This is a genomic window from Knoellia sinensis KCTC 19936, from assembly GCF_000768705.1.
GTDB lineage: Bacteria > Actinomycetota > Actinomycetes > Actinomycetales > Dermatophilaceae > Knoellia > Knoellia sinensis.
In genome coordinates this window covers 252,484-272,159 of the sequence record NZ_AVPJ01000001.1, presented here as the reverse complement: position 1 = coordinate 272,159, position 19,676 = coordinate 252,484, and the positions used below count along the sequence as shown (strand labels likewise).

Sequence of the window (19,676 nt, the reverse complement as noted above, 5' to 3'; positions counted from 1 at the left end):
AGCCGGCGAGACTTCGGTCTGCTCCCGAACGCCGAGCGAAGACAATGCTTGTTCGCCGCTGGCTGGGCCTGGCGGGAGCACGGAGTGCGCTTTGCGCGCGGAGTGCGGATGGGTCTGCGGCGAACAAGCATTGTGTTCGCGAAAGCGACCCGATCGTCAGACGGGGTGACCGAGGTGTGCGAGTGCCTGCCGGAGAAGGACGCCGTGACCGCGGTCCATCTCGGCCAACACGCCAGGTGCCAGAGCCTCATCGGGTGTCAACCACGCAAGGTCGAGTGCATCCTGCTGCGGCGCGCAGTCGCCCGTCACGGGGACGACGAAGGCCAAGGACACGGCGTGCTGACGCGGGTCGTGGAACGGCGTGACACCCGGGGTGGGGAAGTACTCGGCCACGGTGAACGGCACGGGCGACGTCGGGACCTGCGGGAGCGCCATCGGGCCGAGGTCCTTCTCGAGGTGGCGGAGCAGGGCGTCGCGGACCCGCTCGTGGTAGAGCACGCGGCCGGAGACGAGCTCGCGCTGGATCTCGCCGTCGGCGTTGGCTCGTAGGAGCAGACCCACCGCTGAGACGGCGCCGCGCTCATCGACACGAACCGGCACGGCGTCGACGTAGAGGATGGGCAGGCGTTCACGGGCGCTCTCGAGCTCCTCGCGGCTCAACCAGGCGGGAGTGCTGTCGGTCTCGAGGGTGCCCATGGTCGCGATTGTGCCAAAGCGGTCAGGTCGTCAGCCGCGCATGTCCGAACCGGCAGGTCGCGTCGTGCCGTGGGCGGCCGGAGTGAACTCGACCGGAGCCTCGAACGCCGCCTTGCGTGCGGCCCGTCGCAGGGTGCGCAGCACCACGGTTCCGGTGAGCGACACGAGGGCGATGTTGGTGATCGCGCGCCCGATGTCCCAGCCGAGCGAGGTCGCGAGAGAGTAGACGAGGAAGCGCTGCAGGTTGTCGGTGAGTGGCGCGCCAGCCACGAAGGACAGTTCGCCGTCGAGTCCGGTGGTGAAGGGCCAGAACATGAGGTTGAGGCACACACCGTAGAGCAACCCGGCCACGGCGCCATAGGCCGCGAGCAGAGCGATCTCGGCCTTGCCGCGCAGGGGCGGCAGCAGCCCTGCTCCCAATCCCACCCACGCGGCACCGAGCATCTGGAACGGGAGCCATGGGCCGACGCCACCGGTGATGAGAGCGGATGCGAACAGCGTGGTGGCGCCGAGCACGAAACCGAAGCCTGCACCGAAGACTCGGCCCCCCAGAATGAGCAGGAAGAAGACCGTCTCGAGTCCGGCAGTGCCCGCTCCCACGGGCCTCAGCGCGGCGCCGATGGCCGAGAGCACTCCGAGCATGGCGATCGCCTTCACGTCGAGGCCACCCTCCGAGATCTCGGCCAGCACGACGGCGAGCAGCAGTGGCATGAGCAGCGAGAAGAGGAGTGGCGCGTCGGTCGAGTGGGAGAACGTCGTGCCGGGGTCGACGAGGAGTGGCCAGCCAAAGGCCACGACGCCGGCAAGACTCACGGCGGCGATGGCGGCGATGGATCGCGGCTTCAGCCGGATGGCACGTGGGGACCCGCTCCGCGTCGCCGGTCGCGGCGGAGTGGCGAGCGCGGTCACGAGGGTTCTCCGACGGCATACCGGACGTCGTCGACGGTGAGCCACGGCTGGGGTGCGGTGATCTTGGAGACCTGGGGGGCGAACGCGGGGCTGGAGACGACGACGTCGGCCGCGGTGCCATCGGCGACGACCTCGCCGGCAGCCATCACGATGACCCGGTCCGCGGTTCCCGCGACGAACTCGACGTCGTGCGTCGAGACGACGACGCTGCGTCCGCGCGCGCTGAGGTCACGCAGCGCCTGACGGAGGGCCGCCTTGCCGGCGTAGTCGAGACCCCGGGTCGGCTCATCGAGGAGGAGTACGGGTGGGTCCGCGGTCAACTGAACGGCCAGGACGACAGCCAGCCGTTGCCCTTCGGAGAGGTCCCGTGGGTGACGATCGTCCGGTATGCCGGGTGCCAAGTTGTCGAGAAGGCTGCGGCAGGTGCCGGATTGGCGATCGCTCTCGCGATCGGCTTGGGCGCACTCGGCACCCACCGTGTCGAGATAGAGGAGGTCTGCGGCCGACTGGGGGACGAGTCCGACGTGGCGGCGGCGCTGTGCGGCGTCGAGGCTGCGCACGTCGATGTCCGGTGCCGCACCGGAAGCCGGGACCCGCACGGAGCCGGATCTCATGGATCCGCTGCCCTGAATGGCCCACAGGAGCGAGGACTTGCCGGCGCCGTTGCGGCCCATGAGCGCCGTGATCTCACCGGCCCGCAGTGTCAGATCCACCCCTGCGACAGCCACCACGGAGTCGTGGGCGACGATGACGTCCTGCGCCTCGAGTGCGACGACACCAGTGGGGTCCCCGGGGAGACGGAGCGGTTGGGCGTCGAGGGAACGCCACTCCTTGGCGCGACGCCGGGCGTCCCGGACGGACAGGGGGAGCGGCGACCATCCGGCCCACCGCCCGAGCTCGACCACGGGCGGTGCGACCTCGGCGGTCACCATCATCGTCGCCGGATCGCCCTGTGACACAACACCGTTGGCTCCCACATGAATGATGGAGTCGGCGTACTGGAGGACGCGCTCGATGCGGTGCTCGGCGACGACGACGGTCACGGCCAGGTCGTGTACGAGACGGGTGATCGTCGCGAGCACGTCTTCGGCGCCGGTCGGGTCGAGGGCCGACGTCGGCTCGTCGAGCACGATGACCCTGGGGTGGGCCGTGAGGACGGAACCGATCGCGACGCGCTGCTGTTGACCGCCGGAGAGTTCGCGCAGGGCTGCGCCGCGCAGGTCGGCGATGCCGAGGACGTCGAGTGTCTCCTCGACGCGCTTGCGCATCGTCGACGAGTCGAGGCCGAGTTGCTCCATGCCGTAGACGAGTTCCTCCTCGACGGTGTCGGTGACGAAGCCCGCGAGAGGGTCCTGCCCGACGACGCCGATGAGGTCGGCGAGATCACGCGGCCGGTGGTCCCGGGTGTCGCGCCTGTCGATCCGGACGTGGCCGGCGAGGGTGCCGCCGGTGAAGTGGGGGACCTGCCCGGTCATGGCTCCGAGAAGTGTCGACTTGCCGGACCCGGTGCGCCCGATGACGAGAGCCAGCTCGCCCTCGTCGATGCTCAGGGAGACGTCACGCAGGGCTGGCTCCATGGCGCCGTCGAACGTCACGCTCACGCGGTCGAACTCGATCATCACGTCTCCCTCTTCGACTTCGTGCCCCACTGGGACAGCGAGGGAGGGCCTTCGGCCCGAGGCGCCTGTCCCAGTGGGGCACGAAGTCGAAGGTGTGAACTGCGTGTCGCTGAGGCTGAGGGGGGCGGTGGGGTGAGGAACGCTGGGAGCGCGGCCACGAGCAACCCGGCCACAGCAAGCAGGGGAAGGGCGGGCACGGCGAGAGGGGACAACGGCATACCCAAGGAGGCGGCATCGGTGCGGGCGACGAGATGCACGCCAACAGCAGCGGCGAGCCCTGACCCCACGGTCAACCATTCCGGCCAGCGCCACGGGTCAGGCCGATAGGTCGAGCGGGCGTTGGCATGACCGCCGAGCCAGATTCCGGTGAGGGACAGGGCAATTCCGAGTGCCAGCGCAGGTATGCCCAACCATCCCGGAGTGGTCGCATCGAGAATCCCGTAGATGCCGACGGCGCTGGCGACCAGTCCGCCGAAGGTGCAGATCGCGGTGAGCAGCCGCTGGCTGCCGGTCACTTCACGCCGGCGGCCGTAGCCCCTGGAATCCATCGCCGACGCGAGGAGAAGCGAGCGGTCCAGCGTGTCCTCGAGGACGGGGAGCGCGATGCGGGGAAGGGCTCGGATGCCGCGGGACGTGTCGCCGCGCAAGGCCCGCGCCCGCATGACTCGCTGCACACTGTCGGCGAGCTGCGGCGCGACGGTGATCGTCACGACCACGGCGGAGCCGATCTCGCTGAGGGCTCCGGGCAGGCTTCGCAGCAGGCGCTTGGGGTTGGCGAGAGCGTTCGCGGCCCCGATGCACGCGATCATCACAGCGAGCCGGAGGCCGTCGGTCACGGCCCCGAGAAGGCCTTCGAGCCGAAGGTCACCGAGGATGTTGATGCCCGCGGCCCAAGACGGAAGGGTCACTTCCGGCAGGGGCAGGAGGACGGTCTCACCGAACTTGAGGCCCACGAGGACGTGGAGCAGGGCGCGCACGGCCACGATGAACGCGCCGAGCCACAGGTAGAGGCGGAAGGATTTGGCCCACGGTGAGCTTCCCCGCCGTGACGTCACCACGAGTGCGGCGACTCCGAGCGCGGTGAGGAGGAGCAGGGGGTTGGTCACGGCGCTCACAGCGACCGCGAGCCCGATGGCCCAGCCCCACCACGCGACGGGATGAACCGCGCGGGGCAGGGCCGGACTCATGAGGTCAGCATCTCGTGGGACTCAGGAGAGGCTGCGCCGACGGACCGCCACGGCTGCGATGGCCGCGGCGAGGCCGGCCAGGAGGGCTCCGCCGCCGACGAGGCGGCTCGTGCCGGTCGTGCCCGTGTCCGCGTCCTGCTGCGGAGCGGCCTGGACGTTGGTCGTGGCCGAGTTCGTGGGCGTCGATGACGTGGTCGCGCTTGTTGAGGCGGTCGGGCTCGCGATGGGTGTCGCGGACGCGGGGGCGCTCGAGGACGGACGCGAACTGGCGGCGGCCTTGCCCGCACGGGAGGCGCTGGACGCGGGCTTCGACGTCGTGGCAGACGTGCCTGCGGATGTGCCACCCGAGGTGCTCTTGGGTGCTGCGGTCGTGCGCCGGGGCGTGCTGGCGGGCTTGGGCGCTGCCGTCGGCGGCTTGGGCGCGGCGGTCGGTGGCTTGGGCTTCGGCGCGGCTGGTGCAGGAGCTGCCGGCTTCACCGATGGCGCGGCCCCTGAACCGAAACGGAAGCCGACCGAGCCACCGGGCCTCGGGTTGTGGCTCCCGGCACCGCTCTGGGAGTACGTCCACGAGCCTCCCGCAGGAGCGTGGAAGAAGGCCCAGTACGCGTCGGCTGGAGGGGTCCGCACGCAGGAGGTGTTGGGGTAGCCGTTGATCTGGCAGATGAACCCGGGTTGCGTCTGCACCTGAGTGACGTTGGCGACGGACTGCAAGGCAGCCATCGCCGTCGACGGGTCGCCGCTGGCACAGCGCGTGGACGTGCCGGATGAGGACTGGATGACCACGGTGACGCCGCTCGTCCCCGAGCAGGCCGCAGCCTGCGCCGGGGCGGCCGCCCCGATGAGGCCGAAGGCCGCGACGGTCGTGCTCCCCGCGATGACGAGGAGCCTCCGAAGGTGGTGGCGCAGTGTCACTGACGAGCACCCCGACGGCGCGAGGCGAGGATCGTCGCAGCGCCGGCGAGGAGAAGGAGCACTGCGAGGGTGAGCGGGGCGACCGGCGAGCCACCGGTGTAGGCGAGGCCCGGTCCAGCGGTGGCCGGCGCGGTCGTCGACGGGTTCGAGCCGGTCGGTGCGGTCGCGGACGGCGTGGCCGTTCCCGAGCCGGTGCCGGTGCCCGGGGTCGTCTCGGTTGGGGTCGGCGCCGAGGTTCCCGTAGGGGAGGGGCTGGTCGAGCACGGGACGGATGGGGCCGACGCCTTGGTGCCCTCCACGGTGACGTCGAGGAGAGATCCGCCGGCGAGGGCGAGGGTCGACTGCGGCGTCGCGCGGAGCATCTTGTCGATGGCCTCCTGGTCGCCCGGGGTCTTCAGCAGGGTGGCCCGGTCGGCTGCCGAGAAGGCGATGCCGCCGCGGAGCCCGGCAGTGAAGGTGCAGTCGAGCTGCAGCTCGGCGAGGAAGCCCTGTGCGGCACCGAGCTCCTCGGTCCAGCCCGCGGCTGCGAAGGCCTGGGCGGCCACCGCGGTCGAGTTCGTGTTCACGACACCGTCACCGTTGATGAAGCCGCCCGAGGACTGCTGCTTCGACGCGAGGTAGTCGAGCCCGTCGACTGCCTCGTCGGCACCGAGACCGACGAGCGCCTGCACGGCGAATGCGGTGGCGTCGAGGTCGGAGGCGCAGGCGTCGCCAGCCGGGTTGATCGTGCCCCGGAATCCGCCGTCAGCGCACTGCTGGTCGAGCAGGAGGTCGACCGCCTCGCCCGGGACCTCGCCCGTCGCGCGACCCACGGCGATGATCGCGAGGGACTGACCGATGGTGTTGGAGTAGTCACACGTGTCGAAGCCGCAGTCGACAGGCAGGTCGGAGAAGCGGCCCGGCTCGACCGCACCGAGCGAGTTGTTCACGAGCTCGTCGACGAGGTCCACGCCGCCGAAGGCGGTGGGGTCCCCGCCGTGGGCGACGACGGCGAGCAGGGCCTTGGCGGTCGGCCCGGCATAGAGGGAGCTGAAGTCCGTGCCGATGTAGGAGCCCAGGTTGTCCTCGAGGTGGGCGAAGGCCGCGTCGGCCCCGTCCTGACCCACCTTGGCCCCGTCGAGGCCGAGGATCGCGTCGATGGTGTTCCCACCGTCGAAGAAGTCGCTGCCCGGGTAGGTGTAGTGGTTGCCCTGCTCCGCGAGCGTGCGGACCATGAAGCCGCCCGCGTATCCGGCCTGGTCAGACGGAGTGCCGGCGATGCGGGCGCTGCTCCGGTCGGCACCGAACGGCACCGCCTTGCCCTCGGGCGCCGGGGCGGCAGGAGCGGCTGGGGTCGTGGTGGGTGCGGCAGGCTTCGTGGCCGGCGTGCTCACCTCGGGCGTGGGCGTCGCTGTCGCGGTCGTGCTCGGCGTGTTGGGAGCCGCGGTCTCGGTCGGCGAAGGTGAAGCCGAGGCGGGGGCCGAAGCGGACGCGGTCGGGCTGGGAGCCGGCACGGTCTCGGCGAGGGCGGCGGACGGCATACCCAGGGTCAACGCGGCGAGCGCGAGCGGTGCGACGACGCGCACTCGGAGGGGGGAGCGGAGCATGGGGGACGAGCCTTCCTCGGCGGTTCGTGACGTTCGCCCGAACGCGGCCCTGAGGCTGTCCGGGCTCCGTCCCGCGACCTCGACGGGTGATCTGGAGCCATTCGCGTCAGCGTGGTGGTCCGGCTCGCCAGCCTCTCGGGTGGCCTACGGTTGCGGGTCAGCGCCGGACTCCGACCGGCTTTCCCCCGCGGACGCGGTTGGGTGTCACCGAGGGGTCGGCGACGGGCAGAGTCTAACGCGCTCCAGACCCCCGCCCAACTGCCGTTAGACTGGGCTCACAGGCGCCTGAGCCGTCATCAGCGGCGAGCCTCCGGAAGAACGGCGGGTCCGCCCGCTCACTAGAACCGGACGTCCGGGTCACGTCACGATCTTTGACAAGAGCGGTCGTATGCCGTGGGCTCGGGTTGAGCGCGCGGCTGCGGCAAGCGAGGTGGCACCGCGGAGGTGACCGGCCGGCATACGCCGGAAGGCCTTTCGTCCTCGTCGACATGACGTAGCGACGACCGCAGGAGCCACTCGACATGACCTACCCCAAGGTCTCCACCAGCCAGCCCGGCGCAGCTTTCGGTGTGCCCTCGAGCCCGCGCTTCCCGGAGATCGAGGAGCGAATCCTCGCCTTCTGGGAGGCCGACGACACCTTCCGGGCGTCGATCGAGAACCGTGAAGCCGGCGAGAACGGTGACAACGAGTTCGTCTTCTATGACGGGCCGCCCTTCGCCAATGGCCTGCCGCACTACGGCCACCTGCTCACCGGCTACGTCAAGGACCTCGTGCCGCGCTACCAGACGATGCGCGGACGCCGGGTCGAGCGCCGATTCGGCTGGGACACCCACGGCCTGCCCGCCGAGCTCGAAGCGATGAGCCAGCTCGGCATCAAGACCAAGGACGAGATCGTCGAGCTCGGCATCGAGAAGTTCAACGCCGCCTGCCGCACGTCCGTGCTCAAGTACACCGACGAGTGGCGCGACTACGTCACCCGCCAGGCGCGCTGGGTCGACTTCGACAACGACTACAAGACGCTCAACGCGCCCTACATGGAGTCGGTCATCTGGGCGTTCAAGTCGCTCTACGACAAGGGGCTCGTCTACGAAGGCTTCCGTGTCCTGCCCTACTGCTGGAACGACCAGACGCCCCTGTCGAACCACGAGCTCAAGATGGACGACGACGTCTACAAGATGCGTCAGGACCCGTCCGTCACGGTGGGCTATCTGCTCGACGACACGGGCTCGGACGCTGTGCTCGACGGCGCGCACCTGCTCGTGTGGACGACGACGCCGTGGACCCTGCCGAGCAACCTCGCGGCAATGGTCGGCTCTGACATCGACTACGTCGTCGTCGAGGCGGCCGTGCCCGACACCGACACGACGGCTCGCTATCTCTTGGCCGAAGCGCGCCTCTCGCACTACGCGCGCGAACTGGGCGAGGACCCGACGGTCCTGGGCCGCTACAAGGGCGCCGACCTCGTGGGGCGGACCTATGCCCCGCCGTTCTCCTACTTCGCGGGGCACGCGAACGCGTTCCGCATCGTCGCGGCCGACGACGCCGTGACGACCACTGATGGAACCGGTGTCGTGCACACCGCCGGCGCGTTCGGTGAGGTCGACAAGGAGGTCACCGACCGCGAGAACATCGAGCCAGTCATGCCGGTCGGTGCCGACGGCGCCTTCACCTTCCCGGTGGGCGAGTACGAAGGCATGCTCGTCTTCGACGCCAACGCGCCGATCATCGACCACCTCAAGGCCGCCACGCGCGGATCGGGTGACGCGGGCGCCGTGACGCCGGGAACGGTGCTGCTGCGCCGCGAGACCTACGACCACTCCTACCCGCACTGCTGGCGCTGCCGCGAGCCCCTCATCTACAAGGGCGTGTCGTCGTGGTTCGTCGAGGTGACGAAGTTCAAGGACCGCATGGTCGAGCTCAACGAGCAGATCGAGTGGGTGCCCGACCACGTCAAGCACGGTCAGTGGGGACGCTGGCTCGAGAACGCCCGTGACTGGTCGATCACGCGAAACCGCTTCTGGGGCAGTCCTGTCCCCGTGTGGCAGTCCGATGACCCGGCCCACCCGCGGATCGACGTCTATGGGTCGTTCGAGGAGCTCGAGCGGGACTTCGGCCGCCTGCCGCTGAACGCTGATGGTGAGCCGGACCTGCACCGCCCGTTCATCGATGAGCTGACGCGGCCCAACCCCGATGACCCCACCGGGAAGTCGACGATGCGGCGCGTCGAGGACGTCATGGACGTGTGGTTCGACTCGGGCTCCATGTCGTTCGCGCAGGTGCACTACCCGTTCGAGAACGCCGAGTGGTTCGAGCACCACTTCCCGGGCGACTTCATCGTCGAATACATCGGGCAGACGCGTGGCTGGTTCTACACCCTCCACGTGCTGGCGACCGCGCTCTTCGACCGGCCGGCGTACACGTCGGTGATCTGCCACGGCATCGTCCTGGGCAACGACGGCCAGAAGATGTCGAAGTCGCTTCGCAACTACCCGGACGTGCGGGAGGTCTTCGACCGTGACGGCGCCGACGCGATGCGGTGGTTCCTCATGTCGTCGCCGATCCTGCGCGGCGGCAACCTCATCGTCACCGAGGAGGCCATCCGCGAGGGCGTGCGCCAGGTCCAGATCCCGTTGTGGAACAGCTGGTACTTCTTCTCCCTCTACGCCAACGCCTTCGGCGCGGACGGACAGGGGTATGCCGCGTCGTCGTCGACCGCTTCGACCGCGCCTCTCGATCGCTACCTGTTGGCGAAGTTGCGCCAGCTCGTCGCGACGACGACGGAGCAGTTGGACAGTCTCGACGTGGCCGGAGCATGTGACTCGGTGCGCGGGTTCGTGGACGTGCTGACGAACTGGTACATCCGCCGGTCGCGGGAACGCTTCTGGGACACCGGTTCTGGAGACTCCAGCGACACTCGCGCGGCGTTCGACACGCTGTACACGACGCTCGAGGTGCTGGCACGGGTCACCGCTCCGCTGCTGCCCCTTGTGTCCGAGGAGATCTGGCGCGGCCTGACGGGCGAGCGCTCGGTGCACCTCACCGACTGGCCGTCCGTGGACGAGTTGCCGGCGGACGACGAGCTGGTCGCCCGCATGGACCAGGCACGTGCCATCTGCTCGGTGGCGTCGTCGCTGCGCAAGTCCGAGAAGCTGCGGGTGCGCCTGCCGCTGCGCGACCTCACTGTCGCTGTGCCGGATGCTGCCGCCCTCAAGGACTTCGCGAGCATCATTGCCGACGAGGTCAACGTCCGTCAGGTCTCCCTGCTCGACCTGGATGCGGTGGGGGACAGCGACTTCGGTGTCACCCAGAAGCTCACGGTCAACGCCCGGGTCGCCGGTCCACGACTCGGTCGCGAGGTGCAGACGGCCATCAAGGGCTCGAAGTTCGGTGACTGGTCCGTGGCCGAGGATGGCACCGTGGTCAGCGGTGGGCTCGAACTCGTCGAGGGCGAGTACGCACTCGAGACGGTTGTCGAGGGCGGGGAAGAGGGCGTCGGATCTCGCGCCACGGCGGTCCTGCCCGGTGGCGGGTTCGTCGTGCTCGACACCGAGGTCACGCCCGAACTTGCTGCGGAGGGTCTGGCCCGCGACGTCATCCGTGCGGTTCAGCAGGCACGTCGCGACGCCGGCCTCGACGTGTCGGACCGCATCTCGTTGACGGTGACCGGCTCGCAGGCGGTCTGGGAGGCGACGGTCGCCCACCAGGCGCTCATCGTTGAGGAGACGCTGGCGACGCAGTTCGGTTCGGCGCCTCAGCTCGACGCGCTGGCGCTGGGTGACGGCGTCTCCGAGGCCGACCTCAGCGACGGCGAGAAGGTCCGCATCGCCGTCAAGAAGCTCACCTGACCAAACTCCGACTTTGTGCCCCAATGTGACGCGCCGCTCCGGCCGAAGGCCGCCGCTGACGGGTCCCATTGGGGCACGAAGTCGGACACTGGCGCGGTGTGGCGTGGGTTACGGCGAGTGAATTGACCCGTCGGTAATATCCGCGTCATGGATTCACCGTGGGCGATCATGAGCGACCCGACGCACGACCCTGTTGTGTTCGCGCTGCCGTTCTTCGCGCTCTTCATCGGGCTCGAGTTGCTCGCGATCAAGTACCTCGACGACGAGGCTCCGGCCAAGGGCTACTCGAAGCCCGACACCGCCTCGAACCTCGCGAGCGGTGTCGGCTCGGTTGTCATCAACCTCGGCGCGCGGTTCGCGGCGCTGTTCCTCTACTTCGCGCTGTGGTCCATCGCCCCGTGGCATCTCGACGCGAGCAACCCGTGGACGTGGGTCTTCACGCTCCTGGCCGTGGATCTGCTCTGGTACGCCTACCACCGCGCCAGCCACCGCATCCGCATCCTCTGGGCGGCCCACCAGGCCCACCACTCGTCGGTCTACTTCAACTACTCCGTCGCGCTGCGGCAGAAGTGGAACCCGTGGGGCGAGCTGCTCTTCTGGACGCCGCTCCCGCTCCTTGGTGTCCCGCCGTGGATGATCTTCTTCGCGTTCTCGCTCAACCTCATCTACCAGTTCTGGGTGCACACCGAGACGATCCCCAAGCTCTGGGCGCCGTTCGAGTTCGTCTTCAACACCCCGAGCCATCACCGTGTCCACCACGCGAGCCAGAAGCAGTACCTCGACCGCAACTACGGCGGCATCCTCATCATCTGGGACCGGCTCTTCGGAACCTACGCCGAGGAGCAGGACATCCCGATCTACGGCCTCACGGTGCCGGTCACGACGCACAACCCGTTCCGGTTGCAATACGGCGAGTTCCTCGCGGCCATCCGCGACGTCCGGAACGCCACGACGTGGCGGGCACGAGCGGGGCACCTCTTCGGCCCGCCTGGCTGGAAGCCCGACCAGACCTAGGCTGAGTCTGTGCCCGAGCCCACCCGACGCGTCCCCGGTGACGTCCTCGTGCACCTGCGCCGGGCGCGCGACCACATCGATCGCCACTTCGCCGAGGAGCTTGATCTCGACGAACTCGCTGGCATCGCGCGGCTCAGCAAGTTCCACTTCCTGAGGTCGTTCGCGAAGGTCTACGGGCTGACGCCCCTCGCCTACCTGGGGGAGCGGCGGGTCGAGCGCGCCCAGGACCTTCTGCGCACGACGAACCTCACCGTCACCGAGGTCTGCCACGCGGTGGGCTACTCCAGTCTCGGCTCGTTCAGTGCCCGCTTCCGCGAAATCGTCGGCGAGACTCCCAGCGCCTTTCAAGCTCGGTATGCCGTCCGCGGGGCTCCTCGGATCCCTGGCTGCTGGGTCTTCATGACCGGTTTGGTCGAAAGACGGGACCTCACGGCGAGGCGAGATGAGCCCGGGACGGGAGCGGACGGCATACGCCGCAATTCGGGAGAAGCGCCGAGCGGTGGGTGACTCGTAACGTCGAGTCCATGATCACCAACGTCAGTCTCGTGTCCGTCTGGGTGAAGGACCTCGATGAGTCCCTCGCCTTCTACACCGACGTCCTCGGCTTCGCGGCCGGCGACGACATCGTCCTCGGCGAGGACTTCCGCTGGGTCACCGTGACCCACCCGTCCCAGCCCGAACTCTCGCTCCACCTCACGACCCCGAGCAAGCCACTCTCCGATGACCTCATCGCGGCGATGCAGCGCGCGCAGCTCGAAGGCGGCCTCCCCGGCGTTGGTCTGCACGTCGACGACTGCCGCAAGACGGTCGACGACCTCAAGTCCAAGGGCGTCGAGTTCCTCCAGGAACCGGAGGACCGGCCCTACGGCGTCGAGGCGCTCATGCGCGACAACTCAGGCAACTGGATGGTGCTCGTCGAGCCGCGCGAATTCACGCCGGAGGACTTCGAGGGCGTCTCGTTCGACTGACGGTCCAGCCGGTGTCGTGCCCCTGAGAGAATGGGCGGCATGGCACCGGCTCCCGACTCGTCCCAGCGCGAGGCTGCACGCAACCTCGAGATCATGAAGCGGCTGCGGGAGGTCGAGGAGGAGATCCTCGCTCGCGCACCGGAGCACGACCTCGAGCCGTCGCTCGAACGCATCCAGGCGGTCATGGAACTCGCCGATGACCCCCAGCGCCACTATCCGGTCATCCACCTCACCGGAACGAACGGCAAGACGACAACGGCGCGCGTGATCGAGTCCGTGCTGCGTGAGATGGGGCTCAAGACAGGACGATTCACGTCCCCGCACCTGCACACCATGCTCGAGCGCATCGCCATCGGCGGTCGCAACATCGAGGCGGAGAAGTTTCTTGCGGCGTACGACGACGTGAGCCCGCTGATCGAGATGGTCGACGCCAAGTCGGCGGCCGAGGGCGGTCCGCGCATGACCTACTTCGAGGTGCTCGTGGCCGTGGCCTTCGCCGCCTTTGCGGACGCGCCCGTCGACGTCGCGATCGTCGAGGTCGGCATGGGCGGTAGTTGGGATGCGACCAACGTCGCCGACGGCGTCGTCTCGGTCATCACGCCGATCGCCATCGACCACCAGCACTTCCTCGGTGACACCGAGACCGACATTGCCCTGGAGAAGTCCGGGATCATCAAGGCGGATGGCATCACCATCTCCGCTCTCCAGCAGGACCCCGCCGTGGCCGCCATCCTGCGCGACCGCGCCGCCGAGGTCGGAGCCCAGATCGCCGTCGAGGGCGACCAGTTCGGCATCGAGGGTGGCGACGTCGCTGTCGGCGGACAGGCCCTGAGCGTGCGCGGGCTGGCCGCGACCTATGAGGACCTCTTCCTGCCCTTCCACGGAGCGCACATGGCGCAGAACGCCACGCTCGCGATTGCGGCTGTGGAGGCATTCGTCGGGGGAGGCGAGCAGCCGCTCGACCTCGAGGTCCTCAAGGCCGGCCTGGCTGCCGCGACCTCGCCGGGCCGACTCGAGGTCGTGCGACGCAGCCCCACGGTGCTCGTCGATGCCGCGCACAACCCGGCGGGTGCGATCGCGCTCCGGGACGGGCTCAACCAGGCGTTCACCTTCACCAAACTCGTCGGCGTCATTGCGATCCTCAAGGACAAGGACGCGACCGAGATGCTCGAGATCCTCGAACCCGTGCTCGACGAGGTCATCGTCACCCGCACGACCTCACCCCGGGCGATGCGGCCCCAGGACCTCGCGGAGATCGCCAAGGGCGTCTTCGGGGAGCATCGCGTGACCCTCGTCGAGGACCTGCCCGATGCACTCGACCGTGCCGCCGGGATCGCGGACGAGGGTGGCGTGGGTGGGGGAGTCCTCGCGACCGGCTCGGTGATCACCGCAGCCGAGGTCCGCATGCTCCTCGGCGTCACCGACAGCTGAGGCTCCGTACATGACGAACTGCGCCGCATGACTGGCGAGCCGGACTGGTGGCGAGGTGAGCAGCCGCCGGAATCGGTCCCCGCCGATTGGGGAATCGGGCGCGACGAGTGGCTCACGGGAGAGTTGAACGGTGAGGTCGAGGCCTACCCGCCAGATGCTGACACTGGGCTTCGGAGCCTGAAATTCTTCCGAGCCGACGTGAGGAACTCCGAGATCTGGCTCAACGACGTGAGCCTCTCCTCAGCTTGGTCCGAGTTCAGCGATTGTCGGTTTCGGCAACGTGTGCGTCCGATCCTCACCGAGCACGGTTTCGCGGCTCAAGGCTCCTTCGGCAACGGGCCATCCATCTATCGTGGATGCACGTTCGAACGAGTCAGGTTCAAGGGCCTTGGCGGCTTCTCCATGATGAACGCGCGTTTCGAGGACTGTACGTTCGTCAACTGCCGGTGGGAGGGTCACTTCGCTCACGCGGCGGACCTCATCAACTGCACCTTCTCGGGTCGCATGAACGGGTGCGTCTGGTTCGGCCATTCCGGGAATCCTGAACGCGGCGGGCGACGCAACGTCATTCGGGGCAACGACTTCACCCAAGTGGTGATGACCCACAACGTGGGGTGGAGGAACGGCTTTCCGGTGTCGGATCAGCTCTGGCCGGAGGGTCATCGTCCCCGCGTTGATGTGCCCTGACCCCGTACGCCTGACCGCGGCACCCGTTGCGTCTGCCAATGTGGTCGCTAGAGCCACCGATTCCGCAGACGCAAGCGAGCGGCATACCCGTTGCGTCTGCCAATGTCGTCGCTAGAACCACCGAATCCGCAGACGCAACCAGACGTGCGACGGTGAAGGGCACGCGCCGCAGGGGGTTCACGGACAGGGACACCCGTCCATGCAACAGGCGCATGGCGCATACCCTCGACCCATGCATCCGTTCACGAAGCTGCTCCTCATCATCGCCATCGCGGCGACGGTGTTCTGGCTGCTCACCAAGCTGCGCGAGAGCACCCGCGGCGACAAGGTCAGCTTCCGACCGGTCGAGGACCTGCCGCTCGACGTGCAGCAGTCGATCGACCACGCGCTCGCCCACGACAAGAAGGTCACCGCCATCAAGCTCTACCGCCAGGCGACCAAGGCGCCCCTCGAAGCCGCGAAGGCGGCCATCGACGTGCGGGAGTGGAAGCGCGGATGAGTCCGTCGCGTCTCCCCGTCACGGGCCGACTTGGCAAGTTCACCTGGCGGATGCTCGCCGTGGTTCTCGGCGGCCAGGCACTGGTGATCTTCTTCGGCGCGCTCGTCGCCCGCGCCACTGCTCTCGCCGACGGTGCGGACAACGCCCAGACGCTGCTCTGGCTCGGCAGCGGCCTCGCCGTCCTTGCCGTCATCGCGGCTGGCCTCCTGCGAGGCCCCCTGGGACTCCCGCTCGGGTGGCTCGTCCAGGTGCTCACCTTCGCCAGTGCCGTCATCGTGCCCGCGATGTTCGCGGTCGGCCTCATCTTCACCGGTCTCTGGGTGCTGTTCCTCGTCAAGGGCCAACAGGTCGACGCCATGATGGCGGCCCGCGAGTCTGACGCCGACACCGCTCGTTAGGCTGTCGGCCGTGACCATCGAACGCTCCCTCGTCATCGTCAAGCCGGACGGCTATGCCCGCGGTCTCTCGGGGGAGGTGCTGCGCCGCGTCGAGGCCAAGGGCTACACCCTGGTCGCCCTCGCCGTCACCACCCCGACCCGCGAGATGCTCGCCGCGCACTACGCCGAGCACGAGGGCAAGCCCTTCTATGAGCCCCTGCTCGAGTTCATGTCCTCGGGGCCGGTGACCGCCGCGGTCATCGAGGGGCAGGGCTGCATCCCCGGTTTCCGCGCCCTCGCCGGCGCAACCAACCCGACGGAAGCCGCCCCCGGCAGCATCCGCGGCGACCTCGGCCGTGACTGGGGCGAGAAGGTCCAGAAGAACATCGTCCACGGCTCCGACTCCCCGGAGTCGTCCGCGCGCGAGATCGGCATCTGGTTCCCGAACCTCTGACCCACCCCGCACAACAACGACTTCCGGTATGCCGGCCGCTCACCAGAACGGCCGGCATACCTGCGTCTGTGGCCGGAAACACAAATGACCCGATCGTTCCCCGCTGCGACCCACCGGTAGCGCCCTAGGTTTGGGCACCGTGACCCGCAACCGGGTCACATCCCATGTCACCAAAGGAGCGAGCATGAGGATCACTCGAGTCGGACCGGCGGTGGTGGCAGCGACCTCGCTGGCCATCGCAGGACTGGCGGGCGTCGGAGTCGCCACCGCGGCACCCCAGCCCAACACCACGGACGACAAGGTCCAGATCGTCACCGTCCACGCCAAGACCCAGGCTGAACGGTCCGCCGTCAACGAGTTGGGTCTCGACACCACCGAGCATGCCGACGAGACCGGTGTCGACGTCGTTCTGCACGGCCGTCAGGACGCGGACAAACTGCGTGCCGCGGGGCACAAGTGGACCGTGAAGGTCGCGGACCTGCGGGCAGCTGACCGCGCGAACAACGCCATGGACAAGGCCTACGCCGCAAGCGTTGCCGAGTCCGAGCTGCCCAGTGGTCGGACGTCCTACCGGACGCTCGCCGAGTTCAACGCCGAGATGGCCGAGCTCGCCGACAAGTACCCGAACCAGGTCAAGCCGCTCACCCTCGAGAACCCCTCGGTCCTGGGCAAGCCGGTCCATGGCATCGAGATCACGAACGACGCGGCCAAGGTCGACGACGGCAAGCCGGTCTTCCTCCTCATGGGTGCCCACCACGCGCGTGAGTGGCCGTCCTCGGAGCACGCGATGGAGTTCGCCTACGACCTCCTCGAGAGTGGCGACTCGCGCAACGCCGGACTGCTCAAGAACATGCGCACGATCGTCGTGCCGGTGGTCAATGTCGACGGGTTCGAGATCTCGCGTGGTGCCTCGCCGATCGGTGACTTCTCCACCTTCGACTACGAGATGAAGCGCAAGAACTGCTCGATCAGCGCCAACACGCCGGCCCGGTTCACGACCGGCACGTGTGACGACAACCTGGCGGGCCGCCTCCGCGGCACCGACCCGAACCGCAACTACCCCGGCTTCTGGGGTGGTCCCGGCGCGTCGACGAACTGGAGCAGCGACACCTACCGCGGCGACGGCCCCGGCAGCGAGCCCGAGATCGACAACATCCGCAAGCTCGTGAGCGGTCGTCAGGTCACCACGCTCATCAGCAACCACACCTACAGCAACCTCGTCCTCCGTCCGCCGGCCATCGCGGCCACGGGCTTCACCCCGGACGAGGTCCAGTACCGCCAGCTCGGCGCCGACATGGCCGCGCACAACGACTACGCCAACATCCCGTCGTTCGGCCTCTACGACACCTCCGGTGGGACCGAGGACTGGAGCTACTGGAACACCGGTGGCTACGGCTTCACGTTCGAGATCGGCACTGAGGGCTTCCACCCGCCGTACGAGACCGGAGTCGTTGCCGAGTACGCCGGACTGGCTCCGGCTGCAGGTGCGGGCAAGGGTGGCAACCGCGAGGCCTACTACCGGATCGCCGCGGCCACGATGGACCCGTCGATGCACTCGACCATCAAGGGCACCGCACCGGCCAACACCAAGCTCACGATCCGCAAGACCTACGAGGGGCGCACCTCGCCGGTCATCCAGCCGAACGGCACCGTGGGTGACCCCCTCACCTACACGGACGTCCTCACGTCCTCGCTCGAGGGCAAGGGCGGCAAGTTCTCGTGGGCGGTCAACCCGTCGACCCGCCCGATCGTGGCCGGACGCTACGGACGCGACGCCGTCGCGCCGCAGCAGCCGAGTTCGCCGATCGCGAACCCGGCCGGAGTCCCGGCATCCGGGGGTGGCTCGGAGTTCACCGACGTCACCATCGAGGGCCTGCCGAAGTACGACAACGGCAAGGTCGTCTTCACCTTCGGCTGGGAGGGGCCCAACCCGGACCCGAACGTCGACTGGGACTTCTACATCTACGACTCGGCGGGCAACCAGGTCGCCTCTGCGGCGACCCTGGCCAACCCGGAGATCGCGGCCGCTCTCGACCCCGTGCCCGGTGGCTACCGGGTCGAGGCCGTGAACTACGGCGGCGGCTCGGCGGCCGACTGGACGGGCACCATGTCGTTCGAGGCGCCGTCCCCGGCCATCGTCACCGGCGTCAAGGAGACCTGGAACCTCACCTGCACCAACAAGCAGGGCAAGGTCCTCGGCTCCCGCAGCATCGTCGTCGACCGCGGCCAGGCTGTGGACGTCGGCAACCCCTGCAACCGCAAGGAGAAGTGACGCCCTCGCTTCGGTGAGAAAAGCATGACGGTATGCCGTCCGCGCGCCGTGCGCGGACGGCATACCCATGTCTGTGCTTGTGTCCGCACGTGTGGTCGTCAGGGCGACCAGAATCCCGGACGCAAGGGGCGCGAGCTGCGTGTTGGGCACAGGCGCGGCACGGGTCCGCGCGTAGCATCGCGAACGTGGCTGGACTGGACCGGTGGGTGCGAGCGCGGGACCTCGCGATCGACCTCGGGACGGCCAACACGGTGATCTACGAGCGCGGCCGAGGCGTGGTGCTCGATGAGCCATCCGTCGTCGCCGTTCGGGCTGGCACGGCCCAGCTGCTCGCCGCCGGACATCGCGCCAAGGAGATGCTCGGACGCACGCCGGACTCGGTCACGGCGGTCCGCCCTCTGCGGGACGGGGTCATCTCCGATGCCGACGTGACCGAGCGGATGCTGCGCTGGTTCGTCGACCAGGTGTCGCCGTCGCGCCTCTTCCGGCCACGCATGGTCGTGTGCGTGCCAAGTGACATCACGAGCGTCGAGCGCCGTGCGCTGGAGGACTCGACTCTGCGCGCCGGAGCCCGACGGGTGCACGTCATCGAGGAGCCCATGGCCGCCGCGATCGGAGCGGGCCTGCCGATCGAGGAGACCAACGCCTCGATGGTCGTCGACCTCGGAGGCGGCACGACCAACGTCGCCGTGATCAGCCTCGGCGGGATCGTGACGTCGCGCTCGATCCGCGTCGGTGGCGACGAGATCGATGAGGCGATCATCGCGCACGTGAAGTCCGAGTACTCCCTGCTGCTGGGGGAGCGCAGCGCAGAGCAGATCAAGGTTGCGGTGGGCTCGGCCTTCCCCTTGCGCGAGGAGCTGAGCGAGCGGGTCCGGGGACGCGACCTGGTGACGGGTCTCCCCAAGACGGTGTCGGTCTCGTCGGTCGAAGTGCGCCGTGCCATCGAGACGCCGGTCCTCCAGATGGTGGAGCTGGCTCGCGCTGTCCTCGACGTGTGTCCACCTGAGCTCGCCGGTGACATTCTCGACCGCGGCGTCACCCTCACCGGGGGAGGCGCCTTGCTGCGCGGCCTGGCCGAGCGGATGCACCACGAACTCGGCGTTCCCGTGAGCGTCGCGGACGATCCGCTGCGGGCCGTCGCGCGCGGCGCGGGCAGGTGCGTCGAGGAGTTCGAGACGCTGCATCGCGTCCTCGTCGACAACCGCCGGCCGTGAGGC

General features: G+C 68.7%; 17 protein-coding genes. 11 read left to right on the top strand and 6 right to left on the bottom strand.

Features of this window, described 5'->3' with window-relative positions; genetic code table 11:
- Positions 1–156 precede the first annotated feature (156 nt).
- The 6 genes from N802_RS01280 to N802_RS19220 are packed head-to-tail and all read right to left on the bottom strand — an operon-like array spanning position 157 to position 6,909.
- Positions 157–696, bottom strand: coding sequence for an NUDIX hydrolase family protein (locus tag N802_RS01280; RefSeq protein WP_035911035.1), 540 nt, complete (start codon positions 694–696; stop codon positions 157–159).
- Between the two features lie 30 nt (positions 697–726).
- The gene (locus N802_RS01275; protein WP_052109280.1) at positions 727–1,605 is read right to left on the bottom strand and encodes an ECF transporter S component; all 879 of its coding nucleotides are present in this window, start codon (positions 1,603–1,605) and stop codon (positions 727–729) included.
- Positions 1,602–3,224 carry an ABC transporter ATP-binding protein gene (locus N802_RS01270; RefSeq protein WP_035911033.1) on the bottom strand — a complete coding sequence of 541 codons (1,623 nt, stop codon included), beginning with the start codon at positions 3,222–3,224 and terminating at the stop codon, positions 1,602–1,604. The genes N802_RS01275 and N802_RS01270 overlap by 4 nt, the downstream gene beginning before the upstream one ends.
- Positions 3,224–4,411 (bottom strand): energy-coupling factor transporter transmembrane component T, encoded by a 1,188-nt coding sequence (locus N802_RS01265; RefSeq protein ID WP_052109279.1) that lies wholly within the window; start codon positions 4,409–4,411, stop codon positions 3,224–3,226. The genes N802_RS01270 and N802_RS01265 overlap by 1 nt, the downstream gene beginning before the upstream one ends.
- 21 nt (positions 4,412–4,432) lie before the next feature.
- Complete coding sequence (locus tag N802_RS01260; protein WP_035911030.1) at positions 4,433–5,323, bottom strand: hypothetical protein; 891 nt, start codon at positions 5,321–5,323, stop codon at positions 4,433–4,435.
- Complete coding sequence (locus tag N802_RS19220; protein WP_052109278.1) at positions 5,320–6,909, bottom strand: prenyltransferase/squalene oxidase repeat-containing protein; 1,590 nt, start codon at positions 6,907–6,909, stop codon at positions 5,320–5,322. The genes N802_RS01260 and N802_RS19220 overlap by 4 nt, the downstream gene beginning before the upstream one ends.
- 521 nt (positions 6,910–7,430) lie before the next feature.
- On the opposite strand from N802_RS19220, the gene ileS reads away from it, so the two are divergent.
- The 11 genes from ileS to mreB all read left to right on the top strand — a co-directional run bounded on the left by ileS (position 7,431) and on the right by mreB (position 19,673).
- The gene (gene ileS, locus N802_RS01250; protein ID WP_035911027.1) at positions 7,431–10,754 is read left to right on the top strand and encodes an isoleucine--tRNA ligase; all 3,324 of its coding nucleotides are present in this window, start codon (positions 7,431–7,433) and stop codon (positions 10,752–10,754) included.
- 147 nt (positions 10,755–10,901) lie between these two features.
- A complete protein-coding gene (locus tag N802_RS01245; protein ID WP_052109277.1) occupies positions 10,902–11,768 on the top strand; it encodes a sterol desaturase family protein in 867 nt (288 codons plus the stop codon).
- A 9-nt stretch (positions 11,769–11,777) separates the two neighbouring features.
- Positions 11,778–12,275 (top strand): helix-turn-helix domain-containing protein, encoded by a 498-nt coding sequence (locus N802_RS01240; protein WP_052109276.1) that lies wholly within the window; start codon positions 11,778–11,780, stop codon positions 12,273–12,275.
- Between the two features lie 17 nt (positions 12,276–12,292).
- Positions 12,293–12,736 (top strand): VOC family protein, encoded by a 444-nt coding sequence (locus tag N802_RS01235; protein WP_035911025.1) that lies wholly within the window; start codon positions 12,293–12,295, stop codon positions 12,734–12,736.
- Between the two features lie 30 nt (positions 12,737–12,766).
- On the top strand, positions 12,767–14,167 hold the full coding sequence (locus N802_RS01230) for a bifunctional folylpolyglutamate synthase/dihydrofolate synthase (protein WP_084071757.1): 1,401 nt from the start codon (positions 12,767–12,769) through the stop codon (positions 14,165–14,167).
- A gap of 228 nt (positions 14,168–14,395) precedes the next feature.
- Positions 14,396–14,854, top strand: a complete 459-nt coding sequence (locus tag N802_RS01225; RefSeq protein WP_156971227.1) for a hypothetical protein — start codon at positions 14,396–14,398, stop codon at positions 14,852–14,854.
- Between the two features lie 232 nt (positions 14,855–15,086).
- Entirely contained in the window at positions 15,087–15,353 is a 267-nt protein-coding gene (locus N802_RS01220; protein WP_035911021.1) for a hypothetical protein, read from the top strand.
- Positions 15,350–15,751, top strand: a complete 402-nt coding sequence (locus tag N802_RS01215) for a DUF4233 domain-containing protein (RefSeq protein WP_035911019.1) — start codon at positions 15,350–15,352, stop codon at positions 15,749–15,751. Before N802_RS01220 ends, N802_RS01215 begins: the two co-directional genes overlap by 4 nt.
- Positions 15,752–15,761: 10 nt before the next feature.
- The gene (ndk, locus tag N802_RS01210; protein ID WP_035911016.1) at positions 15,762–16,184 is read left to right on the top strand and encodes a nucleoside-diphosphate kinase; all 423 of its coding nucleotides are present in this window, start codon (positions 15,762–15,764) and stop codon (positions 16,182–16,184) included.
- A gap of 184 nt (positions 16,185–16,368) precedes the next feature.
- Positions 16,369–18,456: a M14 family zinc carboxypeptidase gene (locus N802_RS01205; RefSeq protein WP_035911010.1), complete on the top strand. Its 2,088-nt coding sequence runs from the start codon at positions 16,369–16,371 to the stop codon at positions 18,454–18,456.
- A 185-nt stretch (positions 18,457–18,641) separates the two neighbouring features.
- Positions 18,642–19,673 (top strand): rod shape-determining protein, encoded by a 1,032-nt coding sequence (gene mreB / locus N802_RS01200; RefSeq protein ID WP_035911005.1) that lies wholly within the window; start codon positions 18,642–18,644, stop codon positions 19,671–19,673.
- Positions 19,674–19,676: the final 3 nt, after the last annotated feature.

Coding starts and splice junctions, on each gene's coding strand:
- N802_RS01215 (WP_035911019.1), top strand. CDS start 15,350: ATGAGTCCGTCGCGTCTCCCCGTCACGGGCCGACTTGGCAAGTTCACC.
- N802_RS01235 (WP_035911025.1), top strand. CDS start 12,293: ATGATCACCAACGTCAGTCTCGTGTCCGTCTGGGTGAAGGACCTCGAT.
- N802_RS01265 (WP_052109279.1), bottom strand. CDS start 4,411: ATGAGTCCGGCCCTGCCCCGCGCGGTTCATCCCGTCGCGTGGTGGGGC.
- N802_RS01270 (WP_035911033.1), bottom strand. CDS start 3,224: ATGATCGAGTTCGACCGCGTGAGCGTGACGTTCGACGGCGCCATGGAG.
- N802_RS01280 (WP_035911035.1), bottom strand. CDS start 696: ATGGGCACCCTCGAGACCGACAGCACTCCCGCCTGGTTGAGCCGCGAG.
- N802_RS01245 (WP_052109277.1), top strand. CDS start 10,902: ATGGATTCACCGTGGGCGATCATGAGCGACCCGACGCACGACCCTGTT.
- ileS (WP_035911027.1), top strand. CDS start 7,431: ATGACCTACCCCAAGGTCTCCACCAGCCAGCCCGGCGCAGCTTTCGGT.
- N802_RS01230 (WP_084071757.1), top strand. CDS start 12,767: ATGGGCGGCATGGCACCGGCTCCCGACTCGTCCCAGCGCGAGGCTGCA.
- N802_RS01220 (WP_035911021.1), top strand. CDS start 15,087: ATGCATCCGTTCACGAAGCTGCTCCTCATCATCGCCATCGCGGCGACG.
- N802_RS19220 (WP_052109278.1), bottom strand. CDS start 6,909: ATGCTCCGCTCCCCCCTCCGAGTGCGCGTCGTCGCACCGCTCGCGCTC.
- N802_RS01205 (WP_035911010.1), top strand. CDS start 16,369: ATGAGGATCACTCGAGTCGGACCGGCGGTGGTGGCAGCGACCTCGCTG.